Origin of the sequence: Paenibacillus wulumuqiensis (genome assembly GCF_000971965.1) — a bacterium.
GTDB classification, from domain to species: Bacteria; Bacillota; Bacilli; order Paenibacillales; family Paenibacillaceae; genus Saccharibacillus; species Saccharibacillus wulumuqiensis.
In genome coordinates this window covers 175,602-196,593 of record NZ_KQ040793.1, presented here as the reverse complement: position 1 = coordinate 196,593, position 20,992 = coordinate 175,602, and the positions used below count along the sequence as shown (strand labels likewise).

The window sequence follows — 20,992 nt, the reverse complement described above, 5'->3', positions numbered from 1 at the left end:
GGAGAATATCCGGCGGCCGGACAGGATTGCTGGCTGTGTCGGCACAAGATTATGGATAGAAAGCGAAATTGGCGTGGACACATTCCCGTCCTTCGCAATGGAGGCAATTATGGCGAATCAGAAGCCACAACAGAATTATGAATACCGGAGCCATAACCTGGAAGAGACGGAGCAGCTGGCAGCCTTTTTGGCGCAGCGCGCGATGCCGGGTACGATGATTACGCTCGATGGGGATCTTGGCGCCGGCAAGACGCATTTTTCCAAGGCGTTTGCCCGTCATCTCGGTGTCCCGGGCATGGTGAACAGCCCTACCTTTACGATTATCAAAGAGTATCAAGGACGCATGCCTTTTTACCATATGGATGTATACCGGATCAGTGAAGCGGAAGCGGCTGACCTGGGGTTGGATGAATACTTTTTCGGTGAAGGCGCGACACTGGTCGAGTGGTCGAGCCGGATTGAGGATCTGCTGCCCGAGGATCGGCTGGCTCTACAGATTACCGTAAATGAAGATGACAGCCGTACGATCGCCTGTACCGGTTACGGGGAACCCTATGCCGGATGGTGCCGGGAGCTAATACAGAATGGAGTCAGTGACAATTGATGAATGAAATGAACAGACAACCGCGCAAGCGGTTTTTGGTTTTGGATACAGCGACTGCGGCGCAGGCCGTAGCCGTGATGGAGGAAGATCGGGTGCTCGCGGCACACAGCAGCGATGCAGACCGTAATCATTCGGTAGGATTGATGAGCAGCATTACGACCCTGCTGGAGCAGACCGGCACTGCGCGTCAGCAGCTGGACGGGATTGCAGTAGGGATTGGACCGGGTTCCTACACAGGTATCCGGATTGCCGTTACCACCGCCAAGACACTGGCCTGGGCACTCAAACTGCCGGTTGCCGGATTCTCCAGCCTGGCAGCACTCGCGCTGAGCGGTTACCATGCAGGTTCTGCAGCTGCAGGCAGTGATACTGTGCAGACGCTGGACGATACGAAGCAGCAGGATACATTTGCAATGACGGCTACCACGCTGGACTGGATCATTCCACTGATCGATGCACGTCGTGCGCAGGTCTATACCGGACTGTTCCGGATGAGTGCATCCGAGCAGCTGCCGCAGCAGATGCAGGATGACCGGATTATTCTGATGGAAGAGTGGATGCAGCGGATTGGTGAATATTATGAATCCCTGCCGGACGATCAACGCCCACAGCGCATTCTGATCGTTGGAGAGACCACCAACCACATTGAACGCGCAGAGCAGCTGCGTACCATTGTGGGAGAACGCCTGTATGTCCGCTGCTGTGTACTCGAAGCGCAGCAGGCCGGACAGGTAGGCGCAGCACGTCTGCTGGCCGGACAGCATGATCCGGTGCATACCCTGTTACCCAATTACACGCAGCTGTCGGAGGCGGAAGCCAATCTGCTGCGTCATTCCTAAAGAAAGGAAGTGCAGCTGTGGAATCACTATTCAGCCCTGGTGAGGAGCAAACGGCTCTTCGCAGGATGACGATTGAGGATCTTACGGAAATTATGGAAATTGAGCATGAGGCATTCACCCTTCCCTGGACCGAGGAAGCATTCCGCAATGAGCTGACGATGAATCATTTTGCCCGGTATCTGGTCATTGAGCTGGATGATCATATCGTAGGCTATGCAGGCATGTGGACGATTATGGATGAAGCCCATGTTACCAATATAGCGATCCGGGAAACGTATCGCGGGCGCAAACTGGGGCAGACGCTGCTGCTCCGGCTGATGGACTGGGCTGTCGAGTTGGGCATGGTGCGGATGACCCTGGAGGTGCGGGTAACCAATGATCCGGCACAGCGTCTGTACCGCAAGCTGGGCTTCACCGATGCAGGCGTACGCAAAGGTTATTACTCGGACAACAACGAAGATGCACTTATTATGTGGTGTGAGCTTCCCAAGCAGAGAGAGTACGGAAATATGGAAGGAAGCGTGGATAATTCATGATAGAGCAGGAACACCAGCAGCAGGTGTGCAACATTCTGGCGGTCGAGACGAGCTGTGATGAGACCTCGGTCGCTATTGTACAGAACGGTAAAAAAGTACTGTCCAATCTGGTATCCAGCCAGATCGAGACACATAAAGCATTTGGCGGTGTCGTACCGGAAGTCGCTTCCCGCAAGCATGTGGAAAGCATTACCCTGATGATTGAAGAGGCGATCGACGAATCCGGATTGTCACTGGAAGATATCTCGGCAGTCGCCGTTACCGAGGGTCCGGGGCTTGTCGGTGCACTGCTTGTCGGCATTATGGCAGCCAAAAGTCTGGCTTTTGCACTGGACAAACCGCTGATCGGTACCCATCATATTGCCGGTCATATTTATGCGAATAATCTGGTGGCGGATATACAGTATCCGTCTTTGGCCCTGGTCGTATCCGGCGGACATACCGAGCTGGTACTGCTGGAGCGTGAAGGCCAGTTCAAGCTGATTGGCAGCACCCGCGATGATGCGGTCGGTGAAGCGTATGACAAGGTCGCACGCGCCCTTGGATTTCCTTATCCGGGCGGTCCTTATGTGGACAATCTGGCGATGGAAGCATCATCTGCAATCGACCTGCCGCGTGCCTGGCTGGAGCCGGGATCGTATGATTTCAGTCTTAGCGGCCTGAAATCAGCGGTGCTGAATGTCGTCAACCAGAAGAAGATGCGCGGCGATGAACCGATGACTGCCGAGATTGCACGCGGATTCCAGGAGTCGGTCGTTGAAGTGCTGGTGGAAAAGGCGATTCGTGCCGTGCGAGCGTACGGCGTACGTCAGCTGCTGCTGTGCGGCGGTGTAGCCGTCAACAAAGGGCTGCGCAAAACACTGACAGAGCGGTGTGCACGTGAGCAAATTGAACTGCTTATCCCGCCGTTTGAATATTGTACCGATAATGCAGCGATGATCGGAGCCGCGGCCTATCTCAAGTGGAAGACCGGGGAATTCTCGGGACTGGACATCAAGGGCGATCCGTCCCTGTCACTGGAAAAATGGTCGGTAGCCGGTTCGCCGCAGATGGGCTGACGATCCAGAGCCTGTCTACATTTACATGATAACTCAAAAAGGCTGTTCCCCGAAGTGGATACACTTGGTGGAAACAGCCTTTTTTACAGGCATAAAGATGGAATATTACTGTCTTATAGCAAATAATGGGTTTTACAATGTACAGCATGAGCTAATCATTCTGTCAAGATGTTAACAAGTTTATCCACATATCCCCTGAAAATTGTGTATAAGATTGGAATATGGCTCTGCATTAACCTTTTCACTAAATTTGAAGCAGGGGATAGAAGATAACCATAATTATCACCAAATCTGTGGACAATGTGCATAACTCGGTGGATAAATATGGATAAAAGTGAAAAGAGCCGATTTATCAGCGAAAACGAATCGAAATCATCCATATTTTTCCGTTGATAACCTCGTCCAACTGTGGATAAACCTGTTTACAAAGTCGGATGGCTCTTTTTACAAAAAAGATAAAGAGTTTTACAAATTCATGGACAGGTATTGACAGCTGCTTATTCAGCCGCGAGGGTTTCCCATTCCTCATAAGCTTCTTCCAGTGCCTGCTGATGCCGGGCGATCTCTTCCTGACGGGACTGCACAGCCTCATAATCCTGATAAACCTCAGGCAGGGTCAACTGCTCTTCCAGCTCGGAGATCCGTTCTTCCCAGCCAGCGATATCGACTTCCAGCTGTTCCAGCCGGCGTTTGCGGTTGCGTTCTTCACGCTTGGCCTGTTTGCCTTCTTCGTAAGAATTGGCAGGTATACCGGCAGCGGCGGCAGTCGACGCATTCTTGGCCTGTACAGCGGCAGCTGCTTCTTCGGCGAGTTCCTTGAGTTCCTGCTTTTTGGCGGTGTAATCATCAAAGTTACCGAGATAAGTCGTCAGTCCATCCGGACGCAGCTCCAGAATACGTTCCGCCATTTTATTGAGGAAATAACGGTCATGGGAAATGAACAGCAGCGTGCCTTCATAATCCATCAGCGCCGACTCCAGTACTTCCTTGCTCATCAGATCGAGATGGTTGGTCGGCTCATCGAGTATAAGTACATTGGCTTCGAGCAGCATCAGTTTGGTGAGAGAGACACGGGCTTTCTCGCCGCCGCTGAGCGCGGATACCTTTTTCAGCACATCCTCACCGCTGAACAGGAAGTTACCGAGTACCGTACGGATTCGCACTTCCTCCAGATGAGGGAAGCTGCCCCATACTTCTTCCAGTACGGTATTGTTCGGATTCAGATGTCCCTGCTCCTGATCGTAGTAACCGATCTTGGTCTTGGCACCCCATTCGATCTTGCCGGCATCCGGAGGGTGATCGCCAATCAGGGATTTGAGCAGTGTCGTCTTGCCGGTACCGTTGGGACCGATCAGTGCGACCATATCGCCCCGCCACAGTTCAAATGAAATCGGCTCGAACAGCCGCTGCTTGTCTTCATAAGACAGTGTCAGATTGTGTACGCGCAGCACGTCCTTGCCGGAGACGACGGAAGCGGTAAAGGAGAAGTTGGCTTTTTTGAGATCACCTTGCGGGCGATCCATCCGGTCCATTTTCTCCAGTGCCCGGCGACGGCTCTGGGCACGTTTGGTCGTGGAGGCGCGAACGATATTTTTCTGGATAAATTCTTCCATCTTGGCAATCTCGTCCTGCTGTTTGTCAAACTGTTTGACTGCCGTCTCGTACTCGGCGGCCTTGATATCGATATAGCGGCTGTAGTTACCGGTGTAGCGCTTGGAACGGTGGCGTTCGATCTCTACGATGCCGGTTACGAGACGGTCGAGGAAGTAACGGTCATGAGAGACGACCAGCAGAGCGCCGGAGTAGGCACGCAGGTAATCTTCCAGCCAGGCGAGCGTGTCCAGATCAAGATGGTTGGTCGGCTCATCCAGCATCAGCAGATCAGGAGCCTGCAGCAGAATGCGGGCAAGTGCGAGCCGGGTCTTCTGTCCGCCGCTGAGAGTGGATACCGGTGTATCCTGCGAGAATTCGGCAAAGCCCATTCCGTGCAGGATGCTGCGGATACGCGTCTCCATCTCATAACCGCCGCGCTCACGGAACCAGTCGGACCGCTGGGCATAACGTTCCAGCAGATCAGCATAGGCTTTCTCGTCGGTCATGCGTTCCGGATCGGCAATCTGCTGTTCCATGGTGCGCAGTTCCTGCTCCGTCTCGATCAGATCGGCATACACCGAACGCATTTCTTCTCCAATCGTGCTGCCGTGATGCAGTCCGCTGTTCTGTGCCAGATAGCCCAGTGTCAGTTCCTTGCTGCGAAATACCTGGCCGCTGTCATAAGACATTTCACCAGCCAGTATTTTGAGCAGAGTGGACTTGCCGGCGCCGTTGACGCCGACCAGACCGATTCGTTCCCTTTCCTCAATTTGCAGGTTAATTCCGTCGAGGATTGGGGTAATGCCGTATAGTTTGGTAATACCGCTTGCCTGTAATAACATCTATGATCATCCTTCCAAGCGTCTGAATTCCAGACGCGAACGTAATATAATTGTAGTCATCAGCTGTACGGCCACAAGCAGGAATATGGTCATTGATTGACCGGGATTGCTGTCTGCCGTCACATGCCGTTTATCATTGTCGTTTATTACTGTAAAGTAAACCTATTTGACCTTCTTAGAGAGGGTAGATCTTCTTCAGGCAGTTTATCATGCCATTTATTGTGCGGGAAAGGTCTGTCTATGTCCGAGACCATCCTATTCAGTGTACATGAAACCGCGTTATTTTGCATGGCTTATTCCTTTTGCGGCGGACGGTTACGATACTGTAAATGATGGAAAGGGAAATTGGTTTTTTGACAGGAAAGTGTTACACTGTCAATATGAGTGACTCAGGCCTACTATCCGGTCAAGCAGCCTGATCTGCAGAAGGAGGTAGTTGATGGATTTTGCTTCTGGGAAATCTCTTTTGCGCAAGCAGCTCAAACAGCGGCGTCTGAATATGGACCCCGCACAGAGAATCAAAGAATCGGCAGAGATTTGCACTGCCGCTGAGTCATATATAGAACGATTACGTACGACAAGCGGCAAGTCCGCTATTACTCTATTCAGCTATCTGGCCTATCGGGATGAGCCGGATACGCTGCCGCTGCTCGATTACTGCTGGCAGCAGGGCGACACGGTACTGGTCCCACGTATTGATCCTCGGCACCAGGGTATTTTTCATTTGCATCGTATCGATTCGATTATGGATGTGGAACCTGGCGCTTACGGGATTCCCGAGCCGGCTGATGGACTGCCGGCCTTTCCGCCGGAGCAGTGGCAGGAGATTGATCTGGTCATTGTGCCAGGACTCGGATATGACCGATATGGCAATCGGATCGGCTATGGTGGCGGGTACTATGACCGATTTATGCACAAGTTAACAGTATCATCCAAACGGCGTCCATTATTGGGGGCTTTTGCTTTTGAAACGCAGATGATGCCTTCCATTCCAATGGAGCCGCATGATTTTCGGATTGATATTTTATTTACAGCTTCGGGCTACCGGCATACGGAGCAGCAGGTCTAGGGAGAGTTGGGATCGAATGAGCAATCAGGAAAATGAACAATACGAAGGGCTGCCGGTATCTGCGGGCAAGCTGACTCATTTTAATGAGCAGGGACGTGCACGTATGGTGGATATCTCCGGCAAGCAGAGCACGGTCAGAAAAGCAGTTGCTGCAACCCGTGTCATCATGAAGCCGGATACACTGGCTGCGATCAAAGCAGGCCAGGTCGGCAAGGGAGATGTACTGGCTGTCGCCCAGGTGGCAGGTATTCAGGCGGCCAAGCGTACGTCGGACTGGATTCCGATGTGTCATCCACTGCCACTGACCGGCATTAATATTACCTTTGAAGATAATGACCAGGATGAGCTGTATATCGAGGTCGAGGTCAAGACCGAGGGCAAAACCGGTGTGGAGATGGAAGCATTGACAGCAGCATCGGCTGTTGCACTTACCGTCTACGATATGTGCAAGGCGCTGCAAAAAGATATGATTATCGGTCCGACGCGTCTGCTGTCCAAAAGCGGAGGCAAAAGCGGTGACTATACGATAGATTCAGAGGCAGCACAAAGAGAGTAGAGTACACAGAACAGGGATTGGCATAGAGATAGGGAGGGTGAGCGTATGGTTTGGAGAACGGCTATTCTCACAGCCAGCGATAAAGGAGCACGCGGAGAGCGTGAAGATACAAGCGCACAGGTCATCCGTGAACTGGTCGAAGAAGAACTGGGCGGCAAGATTGTAGAGTATCGTGTTGTACCGGATGAGCCGGATGAGATTATTGCTGCACTGATTGAAATGACGGAATATTTTAATGCCGACCTGATCCTGACGACTGGTGGAACCGAGCTGGCCCAGCGTGATGTGACACCGGAAGCGACGCGACGTGTGATCCAGCGCGAAGTGCCGGGAATGGCAGAAGCCATGCGGGCTACCGTCATGCAGAAGAATCGTTCAGCCATGCTGTTCCGCGGCATCTGTGGCATTCGCGAACGCAGTCTGATCGTCAATTTGCCGGGCTCGCCCAAAGGCGTGCATGAGCATCTGGCTGCCATTATGGATCAGCTGCCGGAAGCGCTGTTGATGATTACCGGACAATTTAGTCCCAATGATGAACGCTGATCGGTTGCCTATGCTCACTATAGATCAATGCTTTTTCATGATCGCTGCTGGCATGAAATGACAGCACTGCAGCATCGATGCGGAAGCTGCCAGGCTGCCGGGACAGGACCATCGCAATTTTTCGTCAAGAAAAATTGTGCTTTTTGTCGTGGTAATGTAATCCAATAATGAATTCAAACGCGTAGCTATGCTATGATAGGAGAACAACAGGACCTGTTCCGGTTGGAGAATGAAGGAGGAGTTCCACATGTTTAATTCAATTGGTCCTACCGGTTTTATTTTGCTGATCATTCTTGCGCTGATTTTATTTGGTCCCAATAAGCTGCCGGAGCTGGGACGTGCCGTAGGCCGGACGTTCCGTGAGTTCAAGGAAGGCACACGCGATATGATGAAGGATGAAGACAAGACGGCCAAGGTTCATACCGATTCTATTCAGAGTGCCCAAGTGGTGCCGGAAGTTCGTCCGGAAGAGAAGCGTTAATTACATGTACTTAGTGCCTTAACCCTCCTTGCCGCGCGGCAGTCGGTATAGGCTGAACATAGACGGATCTGCATGCCGCTCACCTCTGGATGGAGGATGAGAATCACTGTATCGGCCATGTTCCGAATCCCTTCCCCGGCGGAAGGGATTTTCTTTTCCCACGGTACAGGCTGCGGATCAGAACGGAAATACAGAATTGAATGGAGGAGAACGATGTCTGATTCCGAAAAAGATATGTCTCTGATAGATCATCTGACCGAACTGAGGCGGCGGCTGATTATTGTGATTGCGGTGCTGCTCCTTGGCTTGATTGCCGGTCTGCTGGTGGCGCAGCCGGTCTACCAGTACCTGGTCGCCGCAGAGACGGCCCGTCAGCTGGTATTTCATGTATTCTCGTTCTGGGATGGCATCGGGCTGTATATGAAAATCGCCATGGTCGTGGCGATTGCATTGACGCTGCCGTGCGCCGTCTATCAGCTGTGGGCTTTTGTGAGTCCGGGGCTGCTGCCGCATGAACGCAGGGCGGCAAGGCGGTATATTCCGTTTGTATTTGTGATGTTTCTGCTGGGTGTGATGTTTGCTTATTACATTATCTTCCCGATGGCCCTTGCTTTTACGTCCAAGGTCACCCGCAGTATGGGATTGGAAGAGACGTATGGGGTCGTGCAGTATTTTACCTTTATGTCGAATATCGTATTCCCGGTAGCCGGTCTGTTCGAACTGCCGATCATCGTTATGTTCCTGACCACGATCCGGATTGTAACCCCGGCGCTGCTCGCCAAAATACGCAAACCGGCTTATTTTGTACTCGTTTTTGTAGCGGTAGTTATTACGCCGCCGGACTTTATCTCCGATATACTGGTTGCCGTTCCGCTCTTGGCATTGTATGAGCTGAGTGTGATCTTGTCCAAAGTCGTCTATCGCAGACAGCAGCGCAGGGATGCCGCACGGCTATTAGAAGAAATCTAATAATAATGACAGGTATTCTGCAGATAAAGGGGCCTTTGGATCAGGCATCCGGGCTTCTGCAGAATACTTTTTTATTTCCATAAAAACACTATCTTTTTTGGCGACAGGAGATTATAAATAGTAAATACGGGTCAGATGCAACTGTCGGAAAAACGGTAATATTGTTGAAAACAGTACAGAAAACACCGTTTATTACATAGAAAAAGGGGTTAGACGTTTGAAGAAAATTGTATTTCTGATCATTACGTTTTTATCGATTTTTATCCTGCCTTTGATAGGGAGTATTATAAAGTGGGATGGGCTGCCACCAGGTTACGGGTTATTTCCATCACAAAAAGTGTTGGAGCCGCCTGGTTTCAGTCTATCCTTCTTTGTGGTTGGTTGTACAATCGCGCTTTTCTTGGCAGTATTTTTGATATTCCCGAGACTATTCGGATTTAGCAAAGTAAAAATTCATGCTCAGCATCCATCTTCAGCAAATACCAAATTTCCGCTGTGGTTCTGGATAGCAATTCCGGTTCTTCTTTTTTGCTGGTTGGTGATGTGGTCTCAGCTGCCTGTGTTTAAATTTTTCGAAGCCTATACATTTGTACCGTTATGGTGGTCATTTATATTTCTGCTGGATGGCATTGTATATAAGCGTAATAGTGGGGTCTCGCTGATTTCCAGCAAGCCCAGGCTGCTTCAACTGCTTGCGATCGTATCCTGCTTCAGCTGGTTTGCATTTGAGTATCTCAACTATTTTGTCGTTAGCAACTGGTATTATCCCAATAAGGATGTATTCTCAAATTTCGGCAATATATTCTGGTTTTCACTCTCGTATACGACGGTATTGCCTGCAATAGTGGAATGGTATCTGCTGCTCAAAACATTTCCCAAACTAAACGAACGGTATAGCAGCGGCCCCCGGATTTCCCTGAACAAGCCGGTTATGATTACTCTGTACGTGCTCGGTCTGGTGCTGGCTGTGGCGATGGGTTATTTTCCGCATCAGCTGTTCTTTGTGCTTTGGCTGGCGCTGGTTCCACTGTTGTCGGCAGCAATGGGGCTTTCAGGCTTATGGAATCCGTTTACGTCCATTAGGGAAGGAAACTGGTCACCGATTCTTTTGATTGCTATTGCTACAGTATTAAACGGATTTTTCTGGGAATTGTGGAATTATGGCATAGAGTATTTCAATGGAGGCGCACCAACCAATCCAAACTACTGGAAATATTCTGTTCCCTATCTCGACAAACTGCATGTATTCTCGGAAATGCCCTTTCTCGGTTATTACGGCTATTTGTTTTTCGGAGTGAATTGTTGGATCATCTGGCTGACAGCAGCATATATTTTTAAATTTGATGCGAACTTTGAGCTGCCTGCCCGTGAAAAACAATCCGTGAGAAGCGATCGGCATGATTACTTTTTGAGATAAAAGATTTGGAACAAGAGGCCATCTGTCGGCGGAATCGAATGTGAAATTTCGAATTCTGCTCCATGGATGGTCTTTTCTTTTGAGATGATTTTAAGCGTTTCTACAGGATTTTATACAAAGGGACTTGAAATCATCGCTCAAGTTGAGTATCATAAAGTTGGCTGTTAGCACTAGACGTGGTCGAGTGCTAACACATGGGTAGACTGCTACCTGCAAGATGATTCCATTCAAACTTTAAGGAGGCTATTTTTCATGATCAAACCTTTAGGTGAACGTGTATTGGTAGAAGCGAGCCAACAGGAGGAGACGACTTCATTCGGAATCGTGCTTCCAGACTCTGCCAAAGAAAAGCCGCAGGAAGGCACTATCATTGCGGTAGGCAGCGGACTGTTGAAAGATGGAGTTCGTGTTCCTTTGGAAGTAAAAGAAGGCGACCGTGTTCTCTTCTCGAAATATGCCGGTACAGAAATCAAATATGAAGGCAAAGAATATTTGATTATGAAAGAAAGCGACATTCACGCGATTCTGGGTTAATCTCCGGTTTGCTGAATGCATTTACTTAGCTACATCCAAAGAGGGTGCTTCATCGGCGCCAGGCGCTGGATGGGCACTGCATTCCAATACATTTATGATTTTTGCCAAGCAAAATCTTAACCTTATATGAATTTCTATAATACTGAGGAGGTACTTTTCAAATGGCTAAAGATATCAAATTCAGTGAAGACGCTCGCCGCGCAATGCTTCGTGGTGTAGACGCTCTGGCAGACGCAGTAAAAGTAACACTTGGACCAAAAGGACGTAACGTCGTTCTGGAGAAAAAATTCGGCAGCCCGCTGATCACCAACGATGGTGTGACCATCGCCAAGGAAATCGAGCTGGAAGATGCATTCGAGAACATGGGTGCACAGCTGGTTAAAGAAGTAGCAACCAAAACCAACGATGTTGCCGGTGACGGTACAACGACTGCAACCGTTCTGGCTCAAGCGATGATTCGCGAAGGTCTGAAAAACGTAACTGCAGGCGCTAACCCTATGGTAATCCGTAAAGGTATCGACAAAGCGGTTCGTGCAGCTGTTGAAGAACTCAAAAGCATCTCCCGTCACGTTGAAGACAAACAATCTATCGCACAGGTAGCGGCTATCTCCGCAGCTGACGATGAAGTCGGTCAACTGATCGCAGAAGCAATGGAAAAAGTGGGTAACGACGGTGTTATCACTGTTGAAGAATCCCGTGGATTCGCAACCGAGCTGGAAGTTGTAGAAGGTATGCAATTCGACCGCGGTTACATCTCTCCATACATGATCACAGATACAGATAAAATGGAAGCTGTCCTGGACAACCCATTCATTCTGATCACTGACAAAAAAATCAGCAACACTCAGGAAATCCTGCCGCTGCTGGAGAAAGTTGTACAACAAAGCAAACCACTGGTACTCATTGCTGAAGATATCGAAGGCGAAGCACTGGCGATGCTGGTTGTCAACAAACTGCGTGGTACATTCAATGCAGTAGCTGTTAAAGCTCCTGGATTCGGTGACCGTCGCAAAGCGATGCTGCAAGATATCGCTGCACTGACTGGTGGACAGGTGATCACAGAAGAACTCGGTCTGGATCTGAAATCCGCTACCATCGACCAACTGGGTACTGCACGTCAAGTACGCGTAACCAAAGAAAACACAATCGTGGTTGACGGTGCCGGCGACAAAGCGGACATCGATGCACGTATCAGCCAAATCCGTGCGCAGCTGGAAGAAACAACTTCCGAGTTCGACAAAGAAAAACTGCAAGAGCGTCTGGCAAAACTGTCCGGCGGCGTAGCAGTAATCAAAGTCGGTGCTGCAACCGAAACCGAACTGAAAGAGCGCAAACTGCGCATCGAAGACGCCCTGAACGCAACCCGCGCTGCGGTTGAAGAAGGTATCGTATCCGGTGGTGGTACTGCACTCGTGAACGTATACAACGCTGTAGCTGCAGTAAGTGCAGAAGGCGACGAGAAAACAGGCGTAAACATCGTTCTGCGTGCTCTGGAAGAGCCAATCCGTACGATCGCAGCTAACGCTGGTCAAGAAGGATCCGTTATTGTTGAGCGTCTGAAAAAAGAAGAAGTAGGCATTGGTTACAACGCCGCTTCCGGTGAATGGGTGAACATGTTCGAAGCAGGTATCGTTGACCCTGCCAAAGTAACACGTTCCGCACTGCAGCACGCAGCATCCGTAGCAGCAATGTTCCTGACTACTGAAGCGGTTATCGCTGACAAACCAGAACCAGCATCCGCTGCAGGTCCAGACATGGGCGGCATGGGTGGAATGGGCGGCATGATGTAATAACAGATTCTCTGAATCTGTAGTACATCAATATTATCTACTTCAATTCAAAGAGCCTTACACCTAATTGGGTGTAAGGCTCTTTTTTTAGAAATAATATCAAGCTCACAGTAAGTGGATTAAAATAAGTTTATTTACCGGCTCTGCTGATCAATCAACCGCTCCAGCTGCTGTGCCACATAATCCGCTCCACGATTCAGATCCGACGGCGTCAGATCCAGCCACGCGCGGCGCTCATCCATATCAAATGCATTAGCGAAGAATCCGCCCAGTCCGCGGCCGCGACGATCCACTTCGACGAGGATCTGCAGTCCGTTGCTGGTCAGTGACATCATCAGCTCCAGCTCGGTGATCCGTCCGTGGAACCGGGCGCCCGGATAGAATTCAATCTCCTGTACATAAGGGACGCCAAACGGCGAACGGGAAGCATATTCCACCGTAGAAGCTTTGAAGCGGAAGCCCAGGCGCTCGGTCGCTTCGAAAACCGTATCCATATACGGATGCGGCCGTACGACGATATAATCCTGATCTGTCGGGTCCACGCTCATCTCGATATCCAGGCCGGTATGCAGCCATATTTTCTGATTGCTGAGCGTTAGCGGCGTCTGGGAAGGAAGGGTGAATCCGAATGGAATCTCCAGCTTCTGGCCATTTTTAACCTGGGTTTTTTCCGATACACGGTATTTGGCGATCGTGTAATTGACATAGTGCTTTTTGTCATCCTGTTCGCGGATGTACTGGGTCATCACCTCGATATAGATATTGCCAACGTCCTGATCGACGTTACCACCCTGTACATGGACAATGCCGCGGACTTCACTGTTCGGATAATATTCGCTTTGATCGAGCACGGTATCGATTTTGGCAGCACCAACACCGACACGAGCGAGCATTTTGTTAAAGAATGACATAGACATTTCTCCTTTGAAAGTAAAATAGAGCCACATACCTGCGAGTATACGGACGAAGTGGATGGAATGCCTGAAGCTATGATCGTTGCACTTCTATGTAGCTTATGACATTATACGCAGACCGGGTCGGTCCGGTTTCTTATGGATCAAAAATATTAAAAAAGTGAAAGCACTCTCAATCAAGCCAAGAGTGTTTTCACTTTTTAAATTATCTTAAACTAAATGAAGTCGACGCTGTACTGCTTGCATAACCATTAAGAGAGGTTTCGGCTTTTACCTGATAACTTCCTTTAACGCTATTTTTGACAGTAGTCAGATTAAATGAAACAGTACCACTGGAATTGGTTACAGCCTGTAATGCAGTTTTAGCTCCGCGAGGATTTGTAATTGTCAAAGATACTGCTGCACTAGATAGTAATTTATCTGCGGAATCTTTTACTTTTACGGTAATGGTTATTGATTCTCCTGCTTTGTAAGAAGACTTATTTGTAGTCACCAGTGTCTGGGTTGCCAGAGGTGAAGACTCTGTGGGTGCAGGTTCATTTACATTACTATAAGGTGCTTGAATTAAACCATATCCAAACCACGAATCTTTTCCAGCTGAACCAAGATCAACAACGGTAGCAACGAGTTTTGCACGCAGTTCTGAATGGCTCAGTGTTGGATATGCCTGCTGCAGCAATGCAAGATCTCCTGCCACATAAGGTGCAGCCATAGAGGTACCACTCATTTTCACATAACGATTCCCCGGATAGGTGCTCAGTACACTAACTCCTGGTGCTGCTACTTCAACAGTATTGCCGGTTGCGGAGAAGCTCGCTCTTTGATCCGTCGAGTCGGTTGCTGCTACTGCTATAGCGGAATCATAACGTGCCGGATAATTAACCGTATCGCCAGAACCATCGCTTGCACCATTATTGCCAGCGGCTGCCACAACAAGAAGACCTGAGGAGTAGGCTTTATCTACAACCTGTTTTAATGCGAAAGAATCACTGGTTGTACCAAGACTAAGATTCACAATATCCATATTGTTACTTATAGACCAATCGATACCTGCTACTACATCTGACAAATAACCACTACCGTTTTGATCCAAAGCTTTGACTGCATACAAACTAGAGTCTGGTGCAATGCCAACCATACCTATACTATTGTTGAGTGCTCCAATAATACCGGCAACATGTGTACCGTGTCCATTATCGTCTGTATAGGATGAAGTATAGGAGATCACTGAAGTACCACCTGTAATTACAAGATCTTCATGCGATTCGATTCCCGTATCTACAACTGCCACTTTGATACCTTTACCTGTATAACCGGTTTTCCAAGCTGCTGGAGCATTTGTTTTAGCTATACCCCAGTCCTGAGTTTGTTCCGTTTGAACTACCTGATCAGACTCAATTGATTCAATATTCGGATTATTTTGTAATCCTTTAATAGCTGTTACTGGTATACTAATAGCGAGAGCTGGAATGTTTTTGAATTCCTGATTCACTCGGCCGCTTGCTTTTTCAACCGCACCTCTATCTGGTTTAGTTTTAAAAGTAACAATAACACGTTTTTCGGCTGCTGGCTCTTCTGGAAGTAATTCTAATGACTGAGCAAGTGGATCTTCTGCAGAGCGTGCGGCCGCGGGTTGCTTTTCCGAGCCACGAGATGTTGATGAGCTTGATGAAGATTTCTCCGAACCCCGAGAAGCAGAGGCACCTGACGAAGACTGCTCGGAACCTCGAGAGGCAGAGGCACCTGACGAAGACTGCTCGGAACCTCGAGAGGCAGAGGCACCTGATGAAGACTGCTCGGAACCTCGAGAAGCGGAGGCACCTGATGAAGACTGCTCGGAACCTCGAGAAGCAGAGGCACCTGACGAAGACTGCTCGGAATTACGTGAGTTAGGTTCTGCTGAAGTTATCCCAGGCAATGCTGTAGCAGCGAGTGATAGAGACAGGACAACTGTACATATTTTTTTCATGGTGTCCCCCCTTGATATATATAGATACCTTTTTATATAATAGTCAACCTAGTCTATTTATCGACAAAATCACTTAGTTAGTTAAGTATTAACGCTGCATTAATATTAAAAAAAATATTTTAATAAAAGAAAGAAACAACAGGAGGAATATACATCTATGTCACCCAAGCGAATAGGGGCCGTCGTCAGCGCATTGGTCGTTGTTGTGGCCATCTATCTATTTACCGGCAAAGTCGATCTGGGTTCGCTTACCGGCGCGCTGAATCCGTCATCCAGCTCAATGGACCAGAATGAGCAGGCAGACTATACGCTCGTTTTCCCAAAAAATCGTTATCCGAAGACAGGCGACCATATCAAGGATGCCATTGCTGCCGGAGAATCGGCGATCTGCACGATTGATCGCAAAGGCGCCAAGGAAAACCGCCGTGAGTCGCTCAAAGGAATCGAGACCCGCAAAGGATATGACCGGGATGAATGGCCGATGGCGATGTGCAAGGAAGGCGGCGCCGGTGCGGATATACGATATGTCACACCTTCCGATAATCGGGGAGCCGGTTCATGGATTAGTAACCAATTAGACAATTATCCGGATGGCACAAGGGTATTAATTGAGGTAAAATGACTAATAGTGGGTAAAAATTAATTATTGCAAATTTGCGGAGGAGGAATGGATATGGAAACTGCAATGACGGCGCTGCTGCCTTTATTTATGGAATTCAACGCACATACACCTTATATTTTGCTGTACGGAGTTATGATCCTCGGAGCATGTCTTTTGTTTGGACTCTGGATCAGAAAGCTGACCAAGCATCAGGACGATTCAGACAGCGGGCTATAAGCAGCCTGCCCTTATGGGGGAATAGTACACTGGCGGCATGTCTGCATGGTGTACCGGCTTGAATAGTACTATACATGATAAAAGGCACATTTCCTGAATAACAGGAAATGTGCCTTTTATTGTATTGCCTGAATGGTATGGAATTTATTCATCCGATCTGTAAATGGAACACAGTAAGCGAAGTGAAGCCGATATTATTGCGGCTGATCCACCAGGTCTTCAATCGAACTTACATTCATATATTTTGGAACGACCAGACCGACTTTGACACCTTCCATATTCGGGCCCAGATCATCCAGTTTGGCTTTGTATTTCTCCCAGTAATCGGCATGTGTGAGTGGCAGCCATGCCGCTACGGTAGCATCTGCATCTCCGTTGGCTACACCGGTGAACATAGGGCCGGCTTCAACCTGCAGGGCAGTTACTTTATAACCCAGTTTGTTTTCCAGGATATATTTCATCAGATTCGTGCTGGCAATCTCGGAATCCCAGGCTACATAGCTGAGTGTCAGTGATTTGCCGTTTGTTTTGTTCAGACCTTTGGTCCATTCGTTCACACGATCCGGATGAGCTTCCGCCCAGGTTTTGGCTGCCTGTGCAGGGTCTGTACCATCCTGGATAGCGACCATGATTTCACCCATTTCGTCAGATGTCCAGGAGAAACGGTCCAGGAACTGATATGCGGTAGGATCATCTTTTTGCAGGCCTTTACGGGCGAGGGTGTGAATGCCTTCGGCTTCCCCGAATGATTTTTTCGGATCTTCGAGGTATTTCAGATCATATTTGCTGAACATCCAGTGCGGCGTCCAGCCGGTTACGATGATTGGTTCTTCATTGCGTATCGCTTTGGCGAGTGTGGCGGTCATGGCGGCACTGGAACCTTCAACCAGTGTCCAGTCGCTCAAACCGTAGTCTTCGATCGCTTTGCGGGTACCTTTCATAATACCTGCCCCGGCATCAATACCGATAATCTGGTGATTGACCTGCGTACCGACCGGATCGGAACTCGTAGCCGCTTCACCGCTGCCCGGGAAACTCGGGAATGGCTGGCGCTCCGGGTTACAGGCGGAGATGATCATAATGAGTACGATACAGCCGGATAACAGCCAGTTTCTATACTTTTTCATATTGCATTATCGCTCCTTTGTATAGGAATGTTATGGACAGTTGAATAATGGGCAAAAGAGAAGCGGCTGTATTAAGCCGCTTTTCTACGTTTACCGTTGAACAGACTCTGGGACAGACGATCCAGTACAATCGCGAGAACAACGACTGCCAGACCGGCTTCGAATCCTTCACCAATCTTGAGCTGGCCGACCGCACGGTATACGACCGCACCAATACCCTGTGCACCGATCATGGACGCAATAACGACCATGGACAGAGAGAGCATAATCGTCTGGTTAATACCTGCCATAACGGATGGCAGAGCGAGTGGCAGCTGTACTTTGAACAGCTTCTGTGCACCGGTGGAACCAAAAGCATCGGCGGCCTCGACCAATTCGCCGGATACCTGTGTAATCCCCAGGTGGGTCATACGGATGGTTGGCGGAATCGCGAAAATGACAGAAGCGACAACACCGGGAACCACACCGAGACTGAAGAAAGTAACAGCCGGCAGCAGATAGACGAATGCAGGCATCGTCTGCATAAAGTCGAGCACCGGTGTAATGATGCGTGCAGCAATTTTGCTGGAAGCACACCAGATGCCGAGCGGTACCCCGATGATAATGGAAATCAGGGCAGACGTAACGACGAGACCGAGTGTGTTCATCGTCTCTGTCCAGTACCCCAGATTATAGATGAGCAGGAATCCGACAGCCGAGAAGAAGGCCATCGTCCACCGTCCGGCCATATAACCGAGCAGTGCGATAATGATAACGAACAAAAATGGATGCGGCAGCATAAACAACCAGGTGAAGATGTCGACCACATACGTAATAACATTGGATACTCCCTTGAAGAAGGAAGCCCAGTGGATACTGAGCCACTCTACAATTACATCAACCCAGTGGGCAATAGGAATCTTAGGCATTCAAAGCAACCTCCCCGTTCTCAACTTCTCCAGCCAGTGCACCCAGCAGGGCACCCCGTACGATAACGCCTGTCAGACGTTCACGATCATCGACGACAGCAACAGGCAGTTTGGCGGTACTTACCATTTCAAACAAGTCATTTAGCACACGCTCTGGAGCTACATAAGGAACATCCTTGATCAGAATATCGTCCAGCTTCTGCTGCTGGCGTACTGCGGTGGCAGCGTCTTCGGCGGTGATGATGCCGAGCAGCTTTTTGGAACGGTCAATGACGAACAGATTGGAGATACCCCGTTCACGCATCAGTTCCAGTGCAACACGAGGACCACGATCCAGAGTAATTGTCTCCGGTCTGCGCATAACATGTGCGGCTGTCAGTACTTTGGACAGATCCACGTCTTCGACGAAGCGTTCCACATAGGAGTTGGCCGGCTGGATCATAATTTCTTCCGGTGTGCCAATCTGTACGACCACGCCGTCTTTCATCAGGGCGATCCGGTCACCGATGCGAAGAGCTTCGTCCAAATCGTGTGTGATGAAAATAATGGTTTTTTTCATTTTGTCCTGCAGCTCGATCAGCTCATCCTGCATATCGCGGCGGATCAGCGGATCCAGTGCACTGAACGCTTCATCCATCAGCAGTACTTCCGGATCGTTGGCGAGTGCACGGGCCAGACCGACACGCTGCTGCATACCACCACTGAGCTCATCCGGCATCTTATCGCCCCAGCCTTTGAGGCCGACGAGTTCGAGTGAAATCAGCGCTTTTTCTCTGCGCTCGGCTTTGGCTACTTTTTGAATCTCGAGACCATATTCCACATTCTCGAGTACCGTACGATGAGGGAAAAGGGCAAACTTCTGGAACACCATACTGATTGTTTTGCGTCGTGCATTACGCAGCTGTTCCTTGTTCATTTTGCGAAGATCTTTGCCGTGTAACAGAATCTCACCGGAAGTCGGCTCGATCAGGCGGTTAAACATACGTACGAGTGTGGACTTACCACTGCCGGATAATCCCATAATGACGAAAATCTCGCCCTGATTGATTTCCATATTTACGCGGTTCACACCGACCGTGATTTGTTTTTCCTTTGCCATCTTCTCTTTGGTCCATCCCTGCTCCAGCAGTTTCACGCCCTGCTCTGCATTTGGGCCAAACAGTTTGCTTACATTTTTGATTTCCAAAATAGACATGCATTGTCACCCCTTATATATAGTAGAAACACATACGATATTCCTGCGGTGGTGCTGACGGACAATCATTAAATTCACGATTTTCAACACGGGCTGCTTATCGGTTATTCTTTGTCATTCAGGTAGGTGAGGGAAGCTTGAATGAAACGAAGAAATGGATACGAAGAGAGTTAGCCGGAATACATCACCGAATTTATTACCCAAATTTCAAATAATGAATACTTGAAAGTATTATCATTATTTCTGTAACAAAGAATATTTTCACGATTTGCAACGCAACGTGATTAAGTGTAACAAATACTATTTTGCAAATCAACCGTAAAATCCGTATAATAAGTTTGTACAGAAAAAACTGTACGATATTTATAGAAGAAATACGTCGATATACTGGGTAATACTCGCAAATGCTCTTCTTTACTTTTTTTGATTATTTTTTTAAAATGGGGAAAGTCAATTATTACCGATCGTATAGTATAAACTGTATGTATAGAATGGGAGTGTGCAAGCATGGGCTTGGACCAATTGGATGAATCGCAGCAGGAGACGGTGCAAAAAGTCAGAAAGCGCGTTATTGAAGTGATTGGACGCAATATGGATCTTTATGGAGTAACATTGTCTACAGGCCATCTGTATGGCTTGCTTTTTTTTGCAGATCGACCGATGACACTGGATGATATGGGACGTGAGATGGCGATGAGCAAGACGAGCATGAGTACCGGGGTACGCAATCTGCTTGATCTGCATATGGTCAATAAAGTATGGGAAAAAGGCTCACGTAAAGACCTGTACGAAGTGGAATATGACTGGTACCAGACGTTTACCGATTTTTTTGCTATCAAATGGCGTAAAGCTGTAGAGAGCAATATTCTTGTTTTTCGCAAATCGGTCAAGGAAATTGATAAGCTGATTGCGGATATGCCGGATATTCCGGCGCGGAGTGTACTGGTAAAGGACAAGGAAAAGATGCAGGAAGCGATCCGTTATTATCTGTGGCTGGATCGTTTGATCGATACAATGGAGGATGGAACCATTTTTGATCTGGTTCCGAAGGAAGAATAGCTGACAATTATATTATCTCCATATAATGGTATATTTATACGAGCATTTCAGTTCCTGAATAGTGAACAGAAATGCTCTTTTTTGTATGTGAATATGTAAAATGTCCTTATATATTGTGCAGTTTGATAAAAAAGAACTATTTCATTATAAG

At 48.7% G+C, this 20,992-nt stretch carries 21 protein-coding genes; 15 read left to right on the top strand and 6 right to left on the bottom strand.

Annotation, left to right across the window (positions count from 1 at the left end; all coding sequences use genetic code 11):
* Positions 1-109 precede the first annotated feature (109 nt).
* The 4 genes from tsaE (at position 110) to tsaD (ending at position 3,037) form a co-directional block, all read left to right on the top strand.
* On the top strand, positions 110-604 hold the full coding sequence (gene tsaE / locus WH45_RS03915) for a tRNA (adenosine(37)-N6)-threonylcarbamoyltransferase complex ATPase subunit type 1 TsaE (RefSeq protein ID WP_046213095.1): 495 nt from the start codon (positions 110-112) through the stop codon (positions 602-604).
* Positions 604-1,443 (top strand): tRNA (adenosine(37)-N6)-threonylcarbamoyltransferase complex dimerization subunit type 1 TsaB, encoded by an 840-nt coding sequence (gene tsaB, locus WH45_RS03910; protein WP_046213094.1) that lies wholly within the window; start codon positions 604-606, stop codon positions 1,441-1,443. The genes tsaE and tsaB overlap by 1 nt, the downstream gene beginning before the upstream one ends.
* 65 nt (positions 1,444-1,508) lie before the next feature.
* Positions 1,509-1,979: a ribosomal protein S18-alanine N-acetyltransferase gene (gene rimI, locus WH45_RS03905; protein WP_046213093.1), complete on the top strand. Its 471-nt coding sequence runs from the start codon at positions 1,509-1,511 to the stop codon at positions 1,977-1,979.
* Positions 1,976-3,037: a tRNA (adenosine(37)-N6)-threonylcarbamoyltransferase complex transferase subunit TsaD gene (gene tsaD, locus WH45_RS03900; protein WP_046213092.1), complete on the top strand. Its 1,062-nt coding sequence runs from the start codon at positions 1,976-1,978 to the stop codon at positions 3,035-3,037. Before rimI ends, tsaD begins: the two co-directional genes overlap by 4 nt.
* A gap of 497 nt (positions 3,038-3,534) precedes the next feature.
* Here tsaD and WH45_RS03895 read toward each other — a convergent pair whose 3' ends face one another.
* Complete coding sequence (locus tag WH45_RS03895) at positions 3,535-5,472, bottom strand: ABC-F family ATP-binding cassette domain-containing protein (RefSeq protein ID WP_046213091.1); 1,938 nt, start codon at positions 5,470-5,472, stop codon at positions 3,535-3,537.
* Between the two features lie 439 nt (positions 5,473-5,911).
* Between WH45_RS03895 and WH45_RS03890 the strand changes: the two genes are divergently transcribed.
* The 8 genes from WH45_RS03890 to groL all read left to right on the top strand — a co-directional run bounded on the left by WH45_RS03890 (position 5,912) and on the right by groL (position 12,831).
* On the top strand, positions 5,912-6,541 hold the full coding sequence (locus WH45_RS03890) for a 5-formyltetrahydrofolate cyclo-ligase (protein WP_046213090.1): 630 nt from the start codon (positions 5,912-5,914) through the stop codon (positions 6,539-6,541).
* Between the two features lie 16 nt (positions 6,542-6,557).
* Complete coding sequence (gene moaC, locus WH45_RS03885; RefSeq protein WP_046213089.1) at positions 6,558-7,097, top strand: cyclic pyranopterin monophosphate synthase MoaC; 540 nt, start codon at positions 6,558-6,560, stop codon at positions 7,095-7,097.
* Positions 7,098-7,142: 45 nt separating this feature from the next.
* Entirely contained in the window at positions 7,143-7,640 is a 498-nt protein-coding gene (locus tag WH45_RS03880) for a MogA/MoaB family molybdenum cofactor biosynthesis protein (protein WP_046213088.1), read from the top strand.
* Positions 7,641-7,887: 247 nt separating this feature from the next.
* Entirely contained in the window at positions 7,888-8,121 is a 234-nt protein-coding gene (gene tatA / locus WH45_RS03875; protein WP_046213087.1) for a twin-arginine translocase TatA/TatE family subunit, read from the top strand.
* A 213-nt stretch (positions 8,122-8,334) separates the two neighbouring features.
* Positions 8,335-9,090 carry a twin-arginine translocase subunit TatC gene (gene tatC / locus WH45_RS03870; RefSeq protein ID WP_046213086.1) on the top strand — a complete coding sequence of 252 codons (756 nt, stop codon included), beginning with the start codon at positions 8,335-8,337 and terminating at the stop codon, positions 9,088-9,090.
* A gap of 217 nt (positions 9,091-9,307) precedes the next feature.
* Complete coding sequence (locus tag WH45_RS03865) at positions 9,308-10,507, top strand: hypothetical protein (RefSeq protein WP_046213085.1); 1,200 nt, start codon at positions 9,308-9,310, stop codon at positions 10,505-10,507.
* Positions 10,508-10,759: 252 nt separating this feature from the next.
* Entirely contained in the window at positions 10,760-11,041 is a 282-nt protein-coding gene (groES, locus tag WH45_RS03860; protein WP_017812864.1) for a co-chaperone GroES, read from the top strand.
* Positions 11,042-11,202: 161 nt separating this feature from the next.
* Positions 11,203-12,831, top strand: coding sequence for a chaperonin GroEL (groL, locus tag WH45_RS03855; RefSeq protein WP_046213084.1), 1,629 nt, complete (start codon positions 11,203-11,205; stop codon positions 12,829-12,831).
* A gap of 134 nt (positions 12,832-12,965) precedes the next feature.
* On the opposite strand, the gene WH45_RS03850 is transcribed toward groL, so the two are convergent.
* Both WH45_RS03850 and WH45_RS03845 read right to left on the bottom strand, forming a co-directional pair.
* A complete protein-coding gene (locus WH45_RS03850; RefSeq protein ID WP_046213083.1) occupies positions 12,966-13,742 on the bottom strand; it encodes a sporulation protein in 777 nt (258 codons plus the stop codon).
* Between the two features lie 208 nt (positions 13,743-13,950).
* Positions 13,951-15,714, bottom strand: coding sequence for a S8 family peptidase (locus WH45_RS03845; RefSeq protein WP_082096526.1), 1,764 nt, complete (start codon positions 15,712-15,714; stop codon positions 13,951-13,953).
* A gap of 157 nt (positions 15,715-15,871) precedes the next feature.
* On the opposite strand from WH45_RS03845, the gene WH45_RS03840 reads away from it, so the two are divergent.
* Positions 15,872-16,336 (top strand): NucA/NucB deoxyribonuclease domain-containing protein, encoded by a 465-nt coding sequence (locus tag WH45_RS03840; protein WP_046213082.1) that lies wholly within the window; start codon positions 15,872-15,874, stop codon positions 16,334-16,336.
* 51 nt (positions 16,337-16,387) lie between these two features.
* Positions 16,388-16,552, top strand: coding sequence for a hypothetical protein (locus WH45_RS23530; RefSeq protein WP_156075145.1), 165 nt, complete (start codon positions 16,388-16,390; stop codon positions 16,550-16,552).
* Positions 16,553-16,746: 194 nt separating this feature from the next.
* On the opposite strand, the gene WH45_RS24190 is transcribed toward WH45_RS23530, so the two are convergent.
* The 3 genes from WH45_RS24190 to WH45_RS03825 all read right to left on the bottom strand — a co-directional run bounded on the left by WH45_RS24190 (position 16,747) and on the right by WH45_RS03825 (position 19,782).
* Positions 16,747-17,679 (bottom strand): glycine betaine ABC transporter substrate-binding protein, encoded by a 933-nt coding sequence (locus WH45_RS24190; RefSeq protein ID WP_046213081.1) that lies wholly within the window; start codon positions 17,677-17,679, stop codon positions 16,747-16,749.
* A gap of 71 nt (positions 17,680-17,750) precedes the next feature.
* Complete coding sequence (locus WH45_RS24185) at positions 17,751-18,587, bottom strand: ABC transporter permease (protein WP_046213080.1); 837 nt, start codon at positions 18,585-18,587, stop codon at positions 17,751-17,753.
* Positions 18,580-19,782, bottom strand: coding sequence for a quaternary amine ABC transporter ATP-binding protein (locus WH45_RS03825; protein ID WP_046213079.1), 1,203 nt, complete (start codon positions 19,780-19,782; stop codon positions 18,580-18,582). Before WH45_RS03825 ends, WH45_RS24185 begins: the two co-directional genes overlap by 8 nt.
* Before the next feature lie 507 nt (positions 19,783-20,289).
* On the opposite strand from WH45_RS03825, the gene WH45_RS03820 reads away from it, so the two are divergent.
* The gene (locus tag WH45_RS03820; RefSeq protein WP_046213078.1) at positions 20,290-20,841 is read left to right on the top strand and encodes a GbsR/MarR family transcriptional regulator; all 552 of its coding nucleotides are present in this window, start codon (positions 20,290-20,292) and stop codon (positions 20,839-20,841) included.
* Positions 20,842-20,992: the final 151 nt, after the last annotated feature.

Bases quoted from the DNA above. Each gene is read 5' to 3' on its own strand.
- WH45_RS03845 (WP_082096526.1), bottom strand. From the start codon at position 15,714: ATGAAAAAAATATGTACAGTTGTCCTGTCTCTATCACTCGCTGCTACA.
- WH45_RS24190 (WP_046213081.1), bottom strand. From the start codon at position 17,679: ATGAAAAAGTATAGAAACTGGCTGTTATCCGGCTGTATCGTACTCATT.
- tatA (WP_046213087.1), top strand. From the start codon at position 7,888: ATGTTTAATTCAATTGGTCCTACCGGTTTTATTTTGCTGATCATTCTT.
- tsaD (WP_046213092.1), top strand. From the start codon at position 1,976: ATGATAGAGCAGGAACACCAGCAGCAGGTGTGCAACATTCTGGCGGTC.
- tsaE (WP_046213095.1), top strand. From the start codon at position 110: ATGGCGAATCAGAAGCCACAACAGAATTATGAATACCGGAGCCATAAC.
- rimI (WP_046213093.1), top strand. From the start codon at position 1,509: ATGACGATTGAGGATCTTACGGAAATTATGGAAATTGAGCATGAGGCA.
- WH45_RS23530 (WP_156075145.1), top strand. From the start codon at position 16,388: ATGGAAACTGCAATGACGGCGCTGCTGCCTTTATTTATGGAATTCAAC.
- WH45_RS03890 (WP_046213090.1), top strand. From the start codon at position 5,912: ATGGATTTTGCTTCTGGGAAATCTCTTTTGCGCAAGCAGCTCAAACAG.
- WH45_RS03820 (WP_046213078.1), top strand. From the start codon at position 20,290: ATGGGCTTGGACCAATTGGATGAATCGCAGCAGGAGACGGTGCAAAAA.
- moaC (WP_046213089.1), top strand. From the start codon at position 6,558: ATGAGCAATCAGGAAAATGAACAATACGAAGGGCTGCCGGTATCTGCG.
- groL (WP_046213084.1), top strand. From the start codon at position 11,203: ATGGCTAAAGATATCAAATTCAGTGAAGACGCTCGCCGCGCAATGCTT.
- WH45_RS03840 (WP_046213082.1), top strand. From the start codon at position 15,872: ATGTCACCCAAGCGAATAGGGGCCGTCGTCAGCGCATTGGTCGTTGTT.
- tatC (WP_046213086.1), top strand. From the start codon at position 8,335: ATGTCTGATTCCGAAAAAGATATGTCTCTGATAGATCATCTGACCGAA.
- groES (WP_017812864.1), top strand. From the start codon at position 10,760: ATGATCAAACCTTTAGGTGAACGTGTATTGGTAGAAGCGAGCCAACAG.
- WH45_RS03880 (WP_046213088.1), top strand. From the start codon at position 7,143: ATGGTTTGGAGAACGGCTATTCTCACAGCCAGCGATAAAGGAGCACGC.
- WH45_RS24185 (WP_046213080.1), bottom strand. From the start codon at position 18,587: ATGCCTAAGATTCCTATTGCCCACTGGGTTGATGTAATTGTAGAGTGG.
- WH45_RS03850 (WP_046213083.1), bottom strand. From the start codon at position 13,742: ATGTCATTCTTTAACAAAATGCTCGCTCGTGTCGGTGTTGGTGCTGCC.
- WH45_RS03825 (WP_046213079.1), bottom strand. From the start codon at position 19,782: ATGTCTATTTTGGAAATCAAAAATGTAAGCAAACTGTTTGGCCCAAAT.
- tsaB (WP_046213094.1), top strand. From the start codon at position 604: ATGAATGAAATGAACAGACAACCGCGCAAGCGGTTTTTGGTTTTGGAT.
- WH45_RS03895 (WP_046213091.1), bottom strand. From the start codon at position 5,472: ATGTTATTACAGGCAAGCGGTATTACCAAACTATACGGCATTACCCCA.